The organism is Streptomyces sp. NBC_01439 (assembly GCF_036227605.1).
Lineage (GTDB): Bacteria > Actinomycetota > Actinomycetes > Streptomycetales > Streptomycetaceae > Streptomyces.
In genome coordinates, this window is the sequence record NZ_CP109487.1 from 7,675,001 (window position 1) to 7,691,366 (window position 16,366).

General features: G+C 67.9%; 12 protein-coding genes, 2 rRNA genes and 1 riboswitch (1 of these 15 only partly in view). Of the genes, 13 read left to right on the forward strand and 1 reads right to left on the reverse strand.

Going from position 1 to position 16,366, the window contains the following annotated elements:
• The 12 genes from OG207_RS35015 to OG207_RS35070 form a co-directional block, all read left to right on the forward strand.
• A 23S ribosomal RNA gene (locus OG207_RS35015) occupies nucleotides 1-2,003 on the forward strand; it begins 1,121 nt to the left of the window's first position.
• A 78-nt stretch (nucleotides 2,004-2,081) separates the two neighbouring features.
• Nucleotides 2,082-2,198, forward strand: a 5S ribosomal RNA gene (gene rrf / locus OG207_RS35020).
• 139 nt (nucleotides 2,199-2,337) lie between these two features.
• Nucleotides 2,338-2,928 carry a CDP-alcohol phosphatidyltransferase family protein gene (locus tag OG207_RS35025; protein WP_328791335.1) on the forward strand — a complete coding sequence of 197 codons (591 nt, stop codon included), beginning with the start codon at nucleotides 2,338-2,340 and terminating at the stop codon, nucleotides 2,926-2,928.
• A gap of 100 nt (nucleotides 2,929-3,028) precedes the next feature.
• Entirely contained in the window at nucleotides 3,029-5,524 is a 2,496-nt protein-coding gene (locus OG207_RS35030; RefSeq protein WP_329104254.1) for a mannose-1-phosphate guanyltransferase, read from the forward strand.
• 111 nt (nucleotides 5,525-5,635) lie between these two features.
• Nucleotides 5,636-6,544 (forward strand): DUF881 domain-containing protein, encoded by a 909-nt coding sequence (locus OG207_RS35035; RefSeq protein ID WP_329104256.1) that lies wholly within the window; start codon nucleotides 5,636-5,638, stop codon nucleotides 6,542-6,544.
• Entirely contained in the window at nucleotides 6,541-6,873 is a 333-nt protein-coding gene (locus tag OG207_RS35040) for a small basic family protein (protein ID WP_030010496.1), read from the forward strand. The genes OG207_RS35035 and OG207_RS35040 overlap by 4 nt, the downstream gene beginning before the upstream one ends.
• A 5-nt stretch (nucleotides 6,874-6,878) precedes the next feature.
• A complete protein-coding gene (locus tag OG207_RS35045) occupies nucleotides 6,879-7,895 on the forward strand; it encodes a DUF881 domain-containing protein (protein WP_329104258.1) in 1,017 nt (338 codons plus the stop codon).
• An 85-nt stretch (nucleotides 7,896-7,980) separates the two neighbouring features.
• Entirely contained in the window at nucleotides 7,981-8,928 is a 948-nt protein-coding gene (locus OG207_RS35050) for an FHA domain-containing protein (protein WP_329108117.1), read from the forward strand.
• Nucleotides 8,929-8,947: 19 nt separating this feature from the next.
• A complete protein-coding gene (ftsR, locus tag OG207_RS35055; RefSeq protein ID WP_329104260.1) occupies nucleotides 8,948-9,730 on the forward strand; it encodes a transcriptional regulator FtsR in 783 nt (260 codons plus the stop codon).
• A 51-nt stretch (nucleotides 9,731-9,781) separates the two neighbouring features.
• Nucleotides 9,782-10,255, forward strand: a complete 474-nt coding sequence (locus OG207_RS35060; protein WP_030009777.1) for a bifunctional nuclease family protein — start codon at nucleotides 9,782-9,784, stop codon at nucleotides 10,253-10,255.
• 180 nt (nucleotides 10,256-10,435) lie between these two features.
• The gene (locus OG207_RS35065; RefSeq protein ID WP_329104262.1) at nucleotides 10,436-11,074 is read left to right on the forward strand and encodes a MerR family transcriptional regulator; all 639 of its coding nucleotides are present in this window, start codon (nucleotides 10,436-10,438) and stop codon (nucleotides 11,072-11,074) included.
• A gap of 43 nt (nucleotides 11,075-11,117) precedes the next feature.
• Nucleotides 11,118-12,599 carry a DNA polymerase IV gene (locus OG207_RS35070; RefSeq protein ID WP_329104264.1) on the forward strand — a complete coding sequence of 494 codons (1,482 nt, stop codon included), beginning with the start codon at nucleotides 11,118-11,120 and terminating at the stop codon, nucleotides 12,597-12,599.
• 3 nt (nucleotides 12,600-12,602) lie between these two features.
• Here the strand turns inward: OG207_RS35070 and OG207_RS35075 are convergent, their stop codons facing one another.
• The gene (locus OG207_RS35075; protein ID WP_329104266.1) at nucleotides 12,603-12,968 is read right to left on the reverse strand and encodes a PRC-barrel domain-containing protein; all 366 of its coding nucleotides are present in this window, start codon (nucleotides 12,966-12,968) and stop codon (nucleotides 12,603-12,605) included.
• A gap of 112 nt (nucleotides 12,969-13,080) precedes the next feature.
• A riboswitch (glycine riboswitch) is annotated at nucleotides 13,081-13,179 on the forward strand.
• 195 nt (nucleotides 13,180-13,374) lie between these two features.
• Between OG207_RS35075 and gcvP the strand changes: the two genes are divergently transcribed.
• Nucleotides 13,375-16,260, forward strand: a complete 2,886-nt coding sequence (gcvP, locus tag OG207_RS35080; RefSeq protein WP_329104268.1) for an aminomethyl-transferring glycine dehydrogenase — start codon at nucleotides 13,375-13,377, stop codon at nucleotides 16,258-16,260.
• Nucleotides 16,261-16,366 lie beyond the last annotated feature (106 nt).

Genomic DNA, 16,366 nt, shown 5'->3' on the forward strand with positions numbered 1-16,366 from the left:
CTAAGTGGGAAAGGATGTGGAGTCGCAGAGACAACCAGGAGGTTGGCTTAGAAGCAGCCACCCTTGAAAGAGTGCGTAATAGCTCACTGGTCAAGTGATTCCGCGCCGACAATGTAGCGGGGCTCAAGCGTACCGCCGAAGTCGTGTCATTGCAGCAATAGGGCCAACGCCCGCTGTGATGGGTAGGGGAGCGTCGTGTGCCGGGTGAAGCAGCAGCGGAAGCTAGTTGTGGACGGTTCACGAGTGAGAATGCAGGCATGAGTAGCGATACACACGTGAGAAACGTGTGCGCCGATTGACTAAGGGTTCCTGGGTCAAGCTGATCTGCCCAGGGTAAGTCGGGACCTAAGGCGAGGCCGACAGGCGTAGTCGATGGACAACCGGTTGATATTCCGGTACCCGCTTTGAAACGCCCAATATCGAATCAGGCGATGCTAAGTCCGTGAAGCCGTTCCGGACCCTTCGGGGAAAGGAAAGTGGTGGAGCCGACGAACCAGACTTGTAGTAGGTAAGCGATGGGGTGACGCAGGAAGGTAGTCCAGCCCGGGCGGTGGTAGTCCCGGGGTAAGGGTGTAGGCCGAGGGGTAGGCAAATCCGTCCCTCATATAAGGCTGAGACCTGATGCCGAGCCGATTGTGGTGAAGTGGATGATCCTATGCTGTCGAGAAAAGCCTCTAGCGAGTTTCATGGCGGCCCGTACCCTAAACCGACTCAGGTGGTCAGGTAGAGAATACCGAGGCGTTCGGGTGAACTATGGTTAAGGAACTCGGCAAAATGCCCCCGTAACTTCGGGAGAAGGGGGGCCATCACTGGTGATAGCACTTGCTGCTTGAGCTGGGGGTGGCCGCAGAGACCAGCGAGAAGCGACTGTTTACTAAAAACACAGGTCCGTGCGAAGCCGTAAGGCGATGTATACGGACTGACGCCTGCCCGGTGCTGGAACGTTAAGGGGACCGGTTAGTGACCTTTCGGGGTTGCGAAGCTGAGAACTTAAGCGCCAGTAAACGGCGGTGGTAACTATAACCATCCTAAGGTAGCGAAATTCCTTGTCGGGTAAGTTCCGACCTGCACGAATGGCGTAACGACTTCTCGACTGTCTCAACCATAGGCCCGGTGAAATTGCACTACGAGTAAAGATGCTCGTTTCGCGCAGCAGGACGGAAAGACCCCGGGACCTTTACTACAGTTTGATATTGGTGTTCGGTTCGGCTTGTGTAGGATAGGTGGGAGACTTTGAAGCAGCCACGCCAGTGGTTGTGGAGTCGCCGTTGAAATACCACTCTGGTCGTGCTGGATGTCTAACCTCGGTCCGTGATCCGGATCAGGGACAGTGTCTGATGGGTAGTTTAACTGGGGCGGTTGCCTCCCAAAGGGTAACGGAGGCGCCCAAAGGTTCCCTCAGCCTGGTTGGCAATCAGGTGTTGAGTGTAAGTGCACAAGGGAGCTTGACTGTGAGACCGACGGGTCGAGCAGGGACGAAAGTCGGGACTAGTGATCCGGCGGTGGCTTGTGGAAGCGCCGTCGCTCAACGGATAAAAGGTACCCCGGGGATAACAGGCTGATCTTCCCCAAGAGTCCATATCGACGGGATGGTTTGGCACCTCGATGTCGGCTCGTCGCATCCTGGGGCTGGAGTCGGTCCCAAGGGTTGGGCTGTTCGCCCATTAAAGCGGTACGCGAGCTGGGTTTAGAACGTCGTGAGACAGTTCGGTCCCTATCCGCTGTGCGCGTAGGAATATTGAGAAGGGCTGTCCCTAGTACGAGAGGACCGGGACGGACGAACCTCTGGTGTGCCAGTTGTCCTGCCAAGGGCATGGCTGGTTGGCTACGTTCGGGAGGGATAACCGCTGAAAGCATCTAAGCGGGAAGCCTGCTTCAAGATGAGTATTCCCACCTCCTTGAGAGGGTAAGGCTCCCAGTAGACGACTGGGTTGATAGGCCAGATGTGGAAGCCCGGTAACGGGTGAAGCTGACTGGTACTAATAGGCCGAGGGCTTGTCCTCAGTTGCTCGCGTCCACTGTGTTAGTTCTGAAATAACGAACAGCTGTGATGATAGCCAGCGTTCTAAATTTCATAGTGTTTCGGTGGTCATAGCGTTAGGGAAACGCCCGGTTACATTCCGAACCCGGAAGCTAAGCCTTTCAGCGCCGATGGTACTGCAGGGGGGACCCTGTGGGAGAGTAGGACGCCGCCGAACAATTATTGCGGAAGCCCCGCACCAGCCCTTTATGGGTTCGGTGCGGGGCTTTTCTGCGTTCAGGACACGTGTGCGGTCTCCTGTAGGGTCAGGAGGCATCGAACGACCACATTTCTACAGTCACAGTGGAGGCCCCCGGGTGGAGGTCCAGGAGACTCGGGTTCAGACTGACCGAATTTTCACCATTCCCAACATCCTGAGCATGGCTCGCCTCGCCGGCGTACCCCTGTTCTTGTGGTTGATCCTTGCGGAGTACGACGGGTGGGCCCTGGCCGTCCTCATGCTCAGCGGGATCAGCGACTACCTCGACGGGAAGCTCGCGCGGCGCTGGAATCAGATCAGCAAGCTCGGCCGGCTGCTCGATCCTGCCGCGGACCGGCTCTACATCCTGTCGACGCTCTTCGGTCTGACTTATCGCGGGCTTCTGCCGCTGTGGCTCACCGGAGCGTTGCTGGCGCGCGAGCTGATGTTGCTGGTCATGGTGTGGATCCTGCGCCGTCACGGATATCCGCCGCCGCAGGTCAACTTCCTCGGCAAGGCCGCCACCTTCAACCTGATGTACGCGTTTCCGTTGCTGCTGCTCAGTGACGGAAGCGGCTGGTTGGCCTGGTTGGCGTCAGTTTTCGGATGGGCGTTCGCTGTATGGGGTACAACCCTCTACTGGTGGGCAGGAATCCTTTACGTGGTTCAAGTCCGCCGTCTGGTGAAGGCTGACACCACGGCCGATTGAGCCCGCCCGGCGCCGGATGACGCGGAGGAGTCGCGGAGTCACCGACCGAGACGGGCGAGGGTCGGCACGACTGTCGTCTCCCAAGGAGGACTCTTCCGACATGAAGGCCGTCGTGATGGCCGGTGGCGAGGGCACGCGTCTTCGCCCCATGACGTCGAGCATGCCCAAGCCGCTCCTGCCGGTGGCCAACCGGCCGATCATGGAGCATGTGCTCAGGCTGCTCAAGCGGCACGGGCTCAGCGAGACCGTGGTCACCGTGCAGTTCCTGGCGTCACTCGTCAAGAACTATTTCGGGGATGGCGAAGAGCTCGGAATGGAGCTCACCTACGCCCATGAGGAGAAGCCACTCGGGACCGCCGGCAGCGTCAAGAATGCCGAGGAGGCACTGAAGGACGACGCCTTCGTCGTCATTTCCGGCGATGCGCTCACCGACTTCGACCTCACCGATCTGATCCGCTTCCACAAAGAGAAGGGAGCCCTCGTCACGGTGTGCCTGACCCGGGTGCCGAACCCACTGGAATTCGGCATCACGATCGTGGACGAGGCGGGCAAGGTCGAACGGTTCCTGGAGAAGCCGACCTGGGGGCAGGTGTTCTCGGACACCGTCAACACCGGCATCTACGTCATGGAGCCCGAGGTCTTCGACTACGTGGATCCCGATGTCTCCGTCGACTGGTCCGGTGACGTCTTCCCCCAGCTGATGAAGGAAGGCCGGCCCATCTACGGCTACGTCGCCGAGGGCTACTGGGAGGACGTCGGCACGCACGAGAGCTACGTCAAGGCGCAGGCCGACGTGCTCGAGGGCAAGGTCCAGATCGAGATGGACGGCTTCGAGATCTCCCCCGGGGTGTGGATCGCCGAAGGGGCCGAGGTGAGCCCCGACGCGGTGCTCCGCGGGCCGCTCTACATCGGGGACTACGCCAAGGTCGAAGCCGGCGCGGAAATCCGCGAGCACACCGTCATCGGGTCGAACGTCGTCGTCAAGAGCGGGGCCTTCCTGCACCGGGCCGTCGTCCACGACAACGTGTACATCGGACCGCACAGCAATCTGCGTGGCTGCGTCATCGGGAAGAACACCGACATCATGCGGGCCGCGCGGATCGAGGACGGCGCCGTCATCGGCGACGAGTGCCTCATCGGTGAGGAATCCATCGTCCAGGGGAACGTGCGGGTCTACCCCTTCAAGACGATCGAGGCCGGTGCCTTCGTCAACGAGTCGGTTATCTGGGAGTCCCGCGGCCAGGCGCACCTGTTCGGCGCGCGCGGGGTCTCCGGAATCCTGAACGTGGAGATCACCCCGGAAGTGGTGGTCCGGCTCGCCGGCGCGTACGCCACGACCCTGAAGAAGGGGGCGACTGTCACCACGGCCCGTGACCACTCCCGAGGCGCCAGGGCGCTCAAACGGGCCGTGATCTCCGCGCTCCAGGCCAGCGCCATCAACGTACGAGACCTGGAGAACGTACCGCTGCCCGTGGCACGGCAGCAGACCGCGCGCGGCAGCGCCGGCGGGATCGTCCTACGGACCTCGCCCGGTGTGCCCGACTCGGTGGACATCATGTTCCTCGACGAGCGGGGAGCGGACCTCTCGCTCCAGGGACAGCGCAAGCTGGACCGGGTCTACGCACGCCAGGAGTACCGGCGGGCGTTCCCCGGAGAGATCGGAGACCTGCAGTTCCCGGGCAGCGTCTTCGACGCCTACACCGGCTCGCTGCTGCGGCGGGTGGACACCACCGGCATCGCCGATGCCGGGCTCAAGGTGGTCGTGGACGCCTCGAACGGAAGCGCCGGACTGGTTCTGCCCAGCCTGCTGGGCCGGCTCGGTGTGGACGCGCTGACGATCAACCCCGGGCTCGACGAGTCCCGGCCGACCGAGACCAGGGAATCCCGGCGGGCCGGGCTGGTGCGGCTGGGAGAGATCGTGGCCTCCGCGAGGGCCGCCTTCGGGGTGCGGTTCGACCCGGTGGGCGAGCGGATCTCGCTGGTGGACGAGCGCGGGCGGATCATCGAGGACGACCGGGCGCTCCTGGTGATGCTCGACCTGGTGGCCGCGGAGAAGCGCAGCGGCAAGGTCGCGCTGCCGGTGACCACGACCAGGGTGGCCGAGCAGGTGGCGGCCTACCACGGCACACAGGTCGAGTGGACGACGACCTCGCCCGACGACCTGACCCGGGTGGGCCGCGCGGAGAACACCATCTTCGGCGGCGACGGCCAGGGCGGCTTCATCGTTCCCGAGTTCAGCAGCGTCTTCGACGGTTCGGCCGCCTTCGTACAACTGCTCGGGTTGGTGGCGCGCACACAGCTCACGCTGAGCCAGATCGACGCCCGGATCCCGCGGGCCCACGTGCTCAAGCGGGACGTTTCGACGCCGTGGGCGGTGAAGGGGCTCGTCATGCGGCGGGTCGTGGAGGCGGCCGGTGACCGGCAGGTGGACACCACGGACGGGGTGCGGGTGGTCGAGGCCGACGGACGGTGGGCGCTGGTCCTGCCGGACCCGGCGGAAGCGGTGACCCACCTGTGGGCCGAGGGCCCCGACGGCGGCACCGCGCAGGCCCTGCTCGACGAGTGGGCGGGCGTCGTGGAGGGCGCCGGGCAGTGAGTGCCCGGCACGCGATGACGTAGCGCGGAAGTCCGGTGGGCCGGGCGCGGGGAGTGCCGGCCCGGCCCACCGGATGGACGCATTGGGTGAGTGTGCTGCCGACATGCGACGATGTGCGGCATGTCGCAGCCGCCCCACAACCGGACTTCGGCGTCTCCTGTGCCCGCGCGCCCGGACGCTTCCATGTCGCTGCTGACGCACGTGATGGACCACAGTCTCGACGAGGGCTACGCGGAGGCGGCGGCCCGGCGCGAGGCGGAGGGTACGGCGGGTCTGCCGCGGACCCTCAAGGCCAAACTGGGGCTCGCCGCCGGGCTCGTCGTCACCGCCATGGTCGTCACGCTCGGTGCGGCCGAGGCGCAGATAGCCGCGCCGGTGCTGGCCAAGGAGCGTCAGGAACTGATCGACCGGGTGGAGCGGGCGGACGACCGCGCGCACGGCCTGGAGCGTGACATCGACCGCCTCAGGACCGATGTCGCGGGCCGCCAGCGTGCGGCACTGAAGCAGCCCGGCGGGGGCCAGGGCGAGCTCGTGGCCCTGCTGGCGGGTGCCACGGAGGTCCACGGGCCGGGGATCAAACTGGTGGTGGACGACGCGAAGGGCGCGTCTTCGGGCGGTGGTGGCAAACCGCGCGAGAGCTCCGGTTTCTCGGACACCGGCCGACTCCGCGACCGTGACCTGCAGAAGATCGTCAACGGGCTCTGGCAGTCCGGGGCGGAGGCCATCTCCATCAACGGGCAGCGGCTGACGGAACTGTCGGCGATCAGGGCCGCGGGTGACGCGATACTGGTCGACAACAGGCCGCTGGTGCCGCCGTATGAAGTGCTGGCGGTGGGGGACAAGAAACGGCTCGGCACGGCCTTCCAGGACTCGGCGGACGGACAGTACCTGCACGTGTTGCAGGAGAGCTACGGGATCCGTTACGCCCTGTCCCCGGCGGACGACCTGCGGCTGCCGGCCGCATCGAGTCTGACCGTACGAACAGCTACACCGGCAGAGCAGCAGAAGGGTGCATCGTGATCGCGGTACTGGGCCTCTTGGCCGGAGTGGTGGCCGGACTTCTGGTCCGGCCCGAAGTGCCGGCCGTGGTGGAGCCATATCTGCCGATCGCCGTGGTGGCGGCGCTGGACGCGGTGTTCGGCGGCCTCCGCGCGATGCTGGACGGCATCTTCGTGGACAAGGTCTTCGTGGTGTCGTTCCTGTCGAACGTGGTCGTGGCCGCGCTGATCGTCTTCCTCGGTGACAAGCTCGGGGTCGGCTCGCAGCTGTCCACGGGTGTGGTCGTGGTCCTCGGCATCCGCATCTTCTCCAACGCCGCGGCCATCCGCCGGCACGTGTTCCGGGCGTGAGGCCGATGAGCACGAACGACAGCCCCGAGGAGCAGGGGGGCGCGGGCCGGCCGCCGGAGCCCCCGAAGGCCCCGGAGCCCACGAAGTCTCCGGAGGGCCCGCAGCCCTCGACGGCGCCGCAGCCCCCGACGGCGCCGCAGCCTCCAAAGACGCCGCAGCCCCCGAGGGCACCTGGGACCCCGCAGTCTCCGGAGTCCCTGCGGCCCGCGCAGTCCTCGGAGCCCCCGAAGTCGCCACGACCCCTGCAGTCGCCGGAACCGCAGGAGGCGTCGGAGCCGTCCAAGGAGGTACCGGGGCAGCCGGAGGAGACCGGTCGGCAGCGGCTCGCGGCCGGGCTGTGGCCACCGCGGGTGAGCCGCGCCCAACTGATTGTGGCGCTGCTGCTGTTCGTCCTGGGGCTGGGACTCGCGATCCAGGTCCGGTCCAACAGCGACTCCAGCGCGCTGCGCGGGGCCCGCCAGGAGGACCTCGTACGGATCCTCGACGAGCTCGACGGACGGACCAAGCGCCTGGAGGACGAGAAGCAGCGGCTGGAGGACCAGCGCAAGGAACTGGAGAGCAGCTCCAACCAGGCCGAGGAGGCCCGCAAGCAGACGGTCGAGAAGGAACGCCAACTCGGCATCCTGGCCGGTACGGTGGCAGCCCAAGGACCGGGCATCACGCTGAAGATCACGGATCTCACGGGTCAGGTGCAGTCCGACCAGTTGCTGGACACGCTTCAGGAGCTGCGGGCGGCGGGGGCCGAGGCGATCCAGATCAACGGCGTGCGCATCGTGGCGGGCTCGTACTTCTCGGACGAGAACGGCGGGGTCTCCATCGACGGCAAGAAGATCACACAACCCTACGAATTCAAGGTCATCGGCAAGCCCCAGGATCTGGAGCCCGCGTTGAACATCCCCGGCGGTGTCGTCCAGACGCTGGAGAAGGAGCAGGCCACCGTCGCCGTCACACGGTCGGCGAAGATCGTTGTGGATGCCTTGCGGGCTGCGAAGCAGCCTGACTACGCTCGGTCGTCATCGTGATGAATCGGAGTGAAGGGTCGAGCGGCCCACGCGGGCGGATGCCTGCGGGGGGTCGGCGCACCGAAGTCGCGGTGCGTGGTGGAAACTGTCTGGTGGTTACGGACGTTGTCAGAATGTCCGGGTCGGCAGGTGTCTGCATTCGGAGTTCGTCCTGCCCCACGGGCGGGTCTGTTTCAGTCAAGGGGAATCGCCCGTGAAGTTGTTTGAGAAGTTGTTCGGCAAGAAGAACCGTGAGGAAGGCGGCGCGGCACGGCACCGCGCCGGACACGGTGAGGCGGAAGGGCAGGGCGACCGGCCGCTCTTCCGTGACGAGGTCGCCGGCGCGGGGGATGTTTCGGGTGCCCCCGGCGCGTCGGCTGTTGACCCTGCTGGTACCGGACGCATAGGTTTCGGTGGACCATCAACCTCAAGTGCGGGTGGAGGGTTTGCCCCCGACCCGTATGCCACCAATGCATCCGCGGGGCAGCCGCGGCGCGAGGAGCCGTCCATGTCGGCCGAGCAGATTTGCAGCAGGTGCGGACACCGCAGCGATGCGGCCAGTCGGTTCTGCTCGAACTGCGGTGCGCCGCTGCGGGCGGGTCTGACGCCGGAGCGTGCCTCGGAGACCACGTCCACGATCTCGATCTCGGGCCTCGAGGCCTACGAGGCCGAGGTGTCCGGACAACCGCACGTGTCGTCCTCCTCGCTGTCCCCCGAGGCGCAGGCCGCGGTGGAAGCGCTGCCCCCCGGTTCCGCTCTGCTCATCGTGCGGCGCGGTCCCAACTCCGGGAGCCGTTTCCTGCTGGACGGTGAGCTGACCACGGCCGGCCGCCACCCGCAGAGCGACATCTTCCTGGACGACGTCACCGTCTCCCGGCGGCACGTCGAATTCCGCAGGGGCCAGGAGGGCGGCTTCACCGTCGCCGACGTCGGCAGCCTCAACGGCACGTACGTGAACCGTGAACCGATCGACTCCGTCGCCCTGCAGAACGGCGACGAGGTGCAGATCGGCAAGTACCGGCTGGTCTTCTACGCGAGCCTGCGGGGCATCTGACCCTCAAAGGGAAGGTTCCATGCTGCGTACCCCGACCGGCGGTGCCCCGAGGAGTGGCGCCGCCGGCACCGCCGGCACCGCCGGCCCGGCCGGGCGGCTGGTGAGCATCGGCACGGTGCTCACCACGCTGCGTGACGAATTCCCCGAAGTCACCATCTCGAAGATCCGTTTTCTGGAGGCGGAGGGACTCGTCGAGCCCCGGCGCACACCTTCGGGATACCGCAAGTTCAGCACCGAAGACGTGGAGCGGCTCGCTCGGATCCTGCGCCTGCAGCGCGACCACTACCTACCGCTGAAGGTCATCCGCGAGCAGCTCGACGCGCTCGCCCGCGGGGAGCAGATCCGCATTCCGGCACCGACCGCGCACGGGGACGCCACCGATCCTGCCGGACCGGCGGCCGTCTACGGGGAAGCGGGACAGGAGCGGCCCACCGTGGCCCGGGTGGGCCGGGCCGAGCTCCTCGCGGCCGCCGGGGTGGACGAGGTGCAGCTGGTCGAGTGGGAGTCGTACGGGCTGCTGGCCGAAGGCGCCGACGGCGGATTCGACGCCGAGGCGGTGACGGTGGCCCGACTGGTGGCCGACCTGGGCCGTTTCGGGTTGGAGCCGCGGCACCTGCGTGCGATGAAGGCCGCCGCGGACCGCGAGGCCGGGCTGGTGGAGCAGGTGGTGGCACCGCTGCGCCGGCACCGCAATCCGCAGACGAGGGCCCATGCGGAGGCCACTTTGAAGGAGCTCGCGGGACTGTCCGTGCGGCTCCACGAGGCGTTCGTACAGACCGCTCTCGGGGTCCGACTGCCCTGAGGTGGGGGGCCCGACTACCCAAACCTGTCGAGCAGGTCCTAGGGTTACTGTGTGAACGAGCTCGACGTTGTGGGTGTCCGGGTGGAAATGCCCTCCAACCAACCGATCGTGCTCCTGCGTGAAGTGGGAGGCGACCGGTACCTCCCCATCTGGATCGGTCCAGGGGAGGCGACCGCCATTGCCTTCGCGCAGCAGGGGATGGCCCCTGCTCGACCGCTGACGCACGACCTGTTCAAGGACGTGCTGGAGGCGATCGGCGAGGAGCTCACCGAGGTCCGGATCACGGATCTGCGGGAGGGCGTCTTCTACGCGGAGCTCGTCTTCGCCAGCGGGGTCGAGGTGAGTGCGCGTCCTTCCGACGCCATAGCCCTCGCCCTGCGGACGGGGACGCCGATCTACGGCAGTGACGGCGTGCTGGACGACGCCGGAATCGCCATTCCGGACGAGCAGGAGGACGAGGTGGAGAAGTTCCGCGAGTTCCTCGACCAGATCTCACCGGAGGACTTCGGCACCGGCCCGCAGTGAGGTGTCGGCCGCGTCGTCCTCGGGGATCCTCAGGCCATTCGATTAGCCTTTCCACGCAAAGGGATACGGGAAACCACTCTCAGGGTGATTATCACTCGGCGTGCCGAGTGTGGCGATCGTTGACGCACCCCTGGTGACTGCCTACCTTCGAGGTGGGCAGGTCAAGGACGGAGGGTCGGCGTGAGGATCACGGGCGACGGTACGACCGGGGGCACCCCCGCACGGAGTGAGGCTGGGCCGTACCCGCTGCACGGCGGTTCGGTCGGTGCTGCGCGCCGTCAGCCGGAGTCGACGCCGGTCGGACCGGTGGGCGCGGACCCGGAGCCCGAGCAGATCGGATACCGCGGGCCCACGGCGTGCGCCGCGGCCGGCATCACCTACCGGCAGCTCGACTACTGGTCCCGGACCGGGCTGGTGGAGCCCAGCGTGCGGGCCGCCCACGGGGCGGGGACGCAGCGGCTCTACAGCTTCCGCGACGTCGTGCTCCTCAAGATCGTCAAGCGTTTCCTGGACACCGGGGTGGCGCTGCAGAACATCCGCACGGCGGTCCAGCACCTGCACGACCGGGAGCTCTCGGACCTCGAACGGATGACGCTGATGAGCGACGGCGCCACCGTGTACGAGTGCACCTCGCCGGACCAGGTCGTCAGCCTGCTCCAGGGCGGGCAGGGCGTCTTCGGCATTGCCGTGGGCGTGGTGTGGCGCGACGTCGAGAGCGCGCTGTCGCAGCTCCACGGGGAGCGCGTGGACACGGGCGAGACCCTGGTGCGGCACAACCCGACGGACGAGCTGGCCGCCCGCCGCAACCGGGCCGTCTGACCCGATCCGGGGCATTGTCAGTGGCGTAGGGCAGCATCGGGCTGTGAGAGCCGCGCCGACCATCCTGCATCTGGACATGGATGCCTTCTACGCCTCCGTGGAGCAGGCGTCGAAGCCGAGCCTGCGCGGCAAGGCGGTCATCGTCGGCGGCCTCGGGCCGCGCGGGGTCGTCGCCACGGCCTCGTACGAGGCCAGGCGCTTCGGGGTGCACTCCGCGATGCCGATGGGGCAGGCGCGCCGGCTCTGCCCGAACGGCGCGTACCTGGTCCCCCGCTTCAGCCTCTACCGGCAGGTCAGCGACGTGGTGATGGCCATGCTGCGGGAACTGTCGCCCCTGGTGGAGCCCCTGAGCCTGGACGAGGCCTTCGTGGACCTGGAGGCGGGCGGGGTGGCCTTCGACTCGCGCAGTGCGCGGGAGGCGGGGGAGCGGCTGCGGGCCGACATCCGGGCCGCCACGGGGCTCAGCGGATCGGTGGGGCTGGCCGGGTCGAAGATGCTGGCCAAGGTGGCCTCCGAGGAGGCCAAGCCGGCCGGACTGCTGCTGATCGAGCCGGGGACCGAGCGCGAGCTGCTCGCGCCGATGTCGGTACGGACCCTGCCCGGGGTGGGGCCGGCCACGGGCGAGCACCTGCGCCGGGCCGGGATCACGACCGTGGGGGAGCTGGCGGAGGCCGGGGAGGACGAGCTGGTCCGGATGGTCGGCCGCTCCGCCGGTGCCGGGCTGTACCGGATGGCCCTCGGGCTGGACGACCGGCGAGTGGTCGCGGAGCGGGACGCGAAGTCGGTGTCGGTCGAGGACACCTTCGACGTGGACCTGCACGACCGGGTACGGATCCGCGGCGAGGTGCAGCGGCTCGCCGACCGGTGCGTGCAGCGGCTGCGGGACTCGGGGCACTCGGGGCGCACGATCGTGCTCAAGGTGAGGCGGTACGACTTCTCCACGCTGACCCGCTCCGAGACCCTGCGGGGGCCCACGGACGACCCGGCGGTGGTGCGGGAGGCGGCGGGGCGGCTGCTGGAGGGCGTGGACACCACGGGCGGGGTGCGGCTGCTGGGCGTGGGGGTGAGCGGGCTGGCGGACTACACGCAGGAGGACCTGTTCGCGCAGTCGCTCGCCGCTGAGTCGGACGGGACTGACAGGGCTGACGGCAGTGACAGGTCTGGTGGGACTGGCAGGCCTGACGGGACTGGTGGGACTGACAGTGCTGACGGAGCGGACAGGACGGTCGGGGCCGTAGGGGAGGCGCTGGCGGGCGGCGCCGTCGAGACGGCGGCCGAGGGCGCCCGGGGGGTCGCTGAGCCACTCGGGGAGCCGGAGCCGGCCCCCGAACGGCGCTGGACGGCCGGAAGCGACGTGCGACATGCCGTGTACGGGCCCGGATGGGTGCAGGGCAGCGGGGTCGGGCGGGTGACCGTGCGGTTCGAGCAGCCCGGATCGGAGCCCGGCCGGGTGCGGACCTTCCGGGTGGACGACCCCGAGCTGGAGCCGTCCGATCCGTTGCCGCTCGTGGGGGAGCGGCCCTGACCCCTAGTTCTCGTCACCCGCCAGACGGCCGAAGTCGCGGTCGAAGTCCGACGGAAGGGTCGTGTCCAGCCCGTAGTGGTGGTAGAGCTGCAGCTCCTGCTCGGGGGAGAGGTGGCGCCCGACCCCGAAGTCCGGGGCGTCCCTGATGAGGGCGCGTTCGAAGGGCACCCGCAGGGTGTCGCCCACCAGCTCGCTCGGCTCCAGCGGGACGAAGGCGTCCCGGCTGAAGAGTCCCGTCCGGACCGCGGCCCACTCCGGGACGCCCGTGGCATCGTCGAGGTAGACCTCGTCGATCGTGCCGATCTTGGTGCCATTGCGGTCGAACGCCTTGCGGCCGATCAGGCTGCGCGGATCGATGTCGGTCTGCACGGTCCCTCCAAAAGGTCGCAACTGCTCCGTAATGACTACAGAAGTGCATATCCGCAGCGGAGGCCACTCGGGGAGGGTCCAGATCCTCGCTGGTACGCTGGTGAACGGCTGTCGACCCTGTGCGGGAGAGTCCTCCGAGTGAACGTGACGGAGGCGCCGAAGGAGCAAATCCTCCCCGGAATCTCTCAGGCATACGTACCGCACGGACGAGGCCACTCTGGAAAGCAGGGCGGGTACCGGGCGTGCAGTGCCGGTCCCCCTCCTCACCGACGGTGAAAGCCGGAACTCTCGGGAGACCCCCGTGACTCCGGTGAAACTCTCAGGTGCAGATGACAGAGGGGGAGGCCGTCCGGGTGCCCGCGCCGTGGTGCCCCTCGCAGGTCATACGACCAGGAGGCCTCCGTACATGACCGCCAACCGCATTCCGCTCTCCCAGCTGGAGCGAGGCATCCCCTTCGAACAGCGCCACATCGGCCCGGATGCCGAGGCGCAGGCGAAGATGCTCGCCCAGGTGGGCTACGGCTCCCTGGACGAACTGACCGCTGCCGCGGTCCCGGATGTGATCAAGACCGCCGAGGCGCTCGACCTGCCCGAGGCGCGCACCGAGGCCGAGGTGCTGGCCGAGCTGCGCTCGCTCGCCGACCGCAACCAGGTCCTCTCCCCGATGATCGGTCTCGGCTACTACGGGACCTTCACGCCGCCGGTGATCCTCCGCAACGTCATGGAGAACCCGGCCTGGTACACGGCGTACACGCCCTACCAGCCGGAGATCTCCCAGGGCCGCCTCGAGGCGCTCCTGAACTTCCAGACGGTCGTCGCCGAACTGACCGGCCTGCCGACCTCGGGCGCCTCGCTGCTCGACGAGGGCACCGCGGCCGCCGAGGCCATGACCCTGGCCCGCCGCGTGGGCCGGTCCAAGGGCAACGTCTTCCTGGTGGACGCCGACGCGCTGCCGCAGACGATCGCCGTGATCGAGACCCGCGCCGAGCCGATCGGCATCGAGGTCGTCGTCGCCGACCTGTCCGCCGGCATCCCGGCCGAGGTCGCCGAGCGCGGCATCTACGGTGTCCTGGTCCAGTACCCCGGCGCCTCCGGTGCCGTCCGGGACATCAAGCCCGTCATCGACCAGGCCCACGAGCTCGGTGCCATCGTGGCCGTCGCCGCGGACCTGCTCGCGCTGACCCTGCTGACCTCCCCGGGCGCGCTCGGCGCGGACATCGCCGTCGGCACCACCCAGCGCTTCGGCGTCCCGATGGGCTTCGGCGGACCGCACGCCGGTTACATGGCTGTCCAGGACAAGCACGCCCGCTCGCTGCCCGGCCGCCTCGTCGGCGTCTCCGTGGACGCGGACGGCAACAAGGCCTACCGTCTGGCGCTGCAGACCCGTGAGCAGCACATCCGCCGGGAGAAGGCCACCAGCAACATCTGTACCGCGCAGGTGCTGCTCGCCGTCATGGCTGGCATGTACGCCGTCTACCACGGCCCGGACGGCCTGCGGACGATCGCGAACCGCACCCACCGCTACGCCACCCTGCTCGCCGCCGGTTTGACGGCCGGCGGGGTCGAGATCGTGCACGGCTCGTACTTCGACACGATCACCGCCCGCGTGCCGGGCCGTGCCGCCGAGGTCGTCGCCGCCGCCCGCGAGGGCGGGGTCAACCTGTTCCAGGTGGACGCCGACCTCGTCTCCGTCGCCTGTGACGAGACCACCCTGCGCGCCGACATCGAGGCCGTCTGGGCCGCCTTCGGCGTCACCGCTGACATCGAGGCGCTGGACACGACCACGGTCGACACGCTGCCCGAGGGCCTGCTGCGCACGGACGCGTACCTGACGCACCCGGTCTTCCACCAGCACCGTTCCGAGACCGCGATGCTGCGCTACCTGCGCAGGCTCTCGGACAAGGACTACGCGCTGGACCGCGGCATGATCCCGCTGGGCTCCTGCACCATGAAGCTCAACGCGACCACCGAGATGGAGCCGGTGACCTGGCCCGAATTCGGTCAGCTGCACCCCTTCGCGCCGGTCGAGCAGGCCGAGGGCTACCTCACGCTCATCACCGAGCTGGAGGAACGTCTCTGCGAGGTGACCGGCTACGACAAGGTCTCCATCCAGCCGAACGCGGGCTCCCAGGGCGAGCTCGCCGGCCTGCTGGCCGTCCGTGCCTACCACCGGGCCAACGGCGACGAGCAGCGCACCGTCTGCCTGATCCCGTCCTCCGCGCACGGCACCAACGCCGCCAGCGCCGTGATGGCAGGCATGAAGGTCGTCGTCGTCAAGACCGCCGATGACGGCGAGGTGGACACGGCCGACCTGCGCGCCAAGATCGAGCAGCACCGTGACGAGCTCGCCGTGCTGATGATCACGTACCCCTCGACGCACGGTGTGTTCGAGGAGCACGTCGCCGACATCTGCGCCCAGGTGCACGAGGCCGGCGGCCAGGTCTACGTCGACGGTGCCAACCTGAACGCCCTGGTGGGCCTGGCCAAGCCGGGTCACTTCGGCGGCGACGTCTCGCACCTGAACCTGCACAAGACCTTCTGCATCCCGCACGGCGGCGGCGGTCCGGGCGTCGGCCCGGTCGGTGTCCGGGCGCACCTGGCCCCGTACCTGCCGAACCACCCGCTCCAGCCGACCGCGGGCCCGGAGACGGGCGTCGGCCCGATCTCGGCCGCTCCGTGGGGTTCGGCGGGCATCCTGCCGATCTCGTGGTCGTACGTGCGCCTGATGGGTGGCGAGGGCCTCAAGCGCGCCACCCAGGTGGCGGTGCTCGGCGCCAACTACATCGCCAAGCGCCTGGAGCCGCACTACCCGGTGCTCTACACCGGCCCGGGCAACCTGGTCGCGCACGAGTGCATCATCGACCTGCGGCCGCTGTCGAAGGCCACGGGCGTGAGCGTCGACGACATCGCCAAGCGCCTGATCGACTACGGCTTCCACGCGCCGACCATGTCCTTCCCGGTCGCCGGCACGCTGATGATCGAGCCGACGGAGTCCGAGGACCTCGCCGAGATCGACCGCTTCTGCGACGCGATGATCGCCATCCGCGGTGAGATCGAACGGGTCGCGGGCGGTGAGTGGCCGGTGGACGACAACCCGCTGGCGAACTCCCCGCACACCGCGGCGGCGCTGGGCGGCGAGTGGAACCACCCGTACACCCGGGACGAGGCCGTCTTCCCGGGCGGGGTCACGGCCGCCGAGAAGTACTGGCCGCCGGTGCGCCGCATCGACGGTGCCTTCGGTGACCGGAACCTGGTGTGCTCCTGCCCGCCGCTGGACGAGTACGACGCCTGAGGTGTACCGCGTCGTACGACCGCCGCATGACGGTCGTACGGCATGAAGAAGGGGCTGGTCCGGGAGAATCTCCCGGACCAGCCCCTTCGTCGTTCGCTACGGTCGA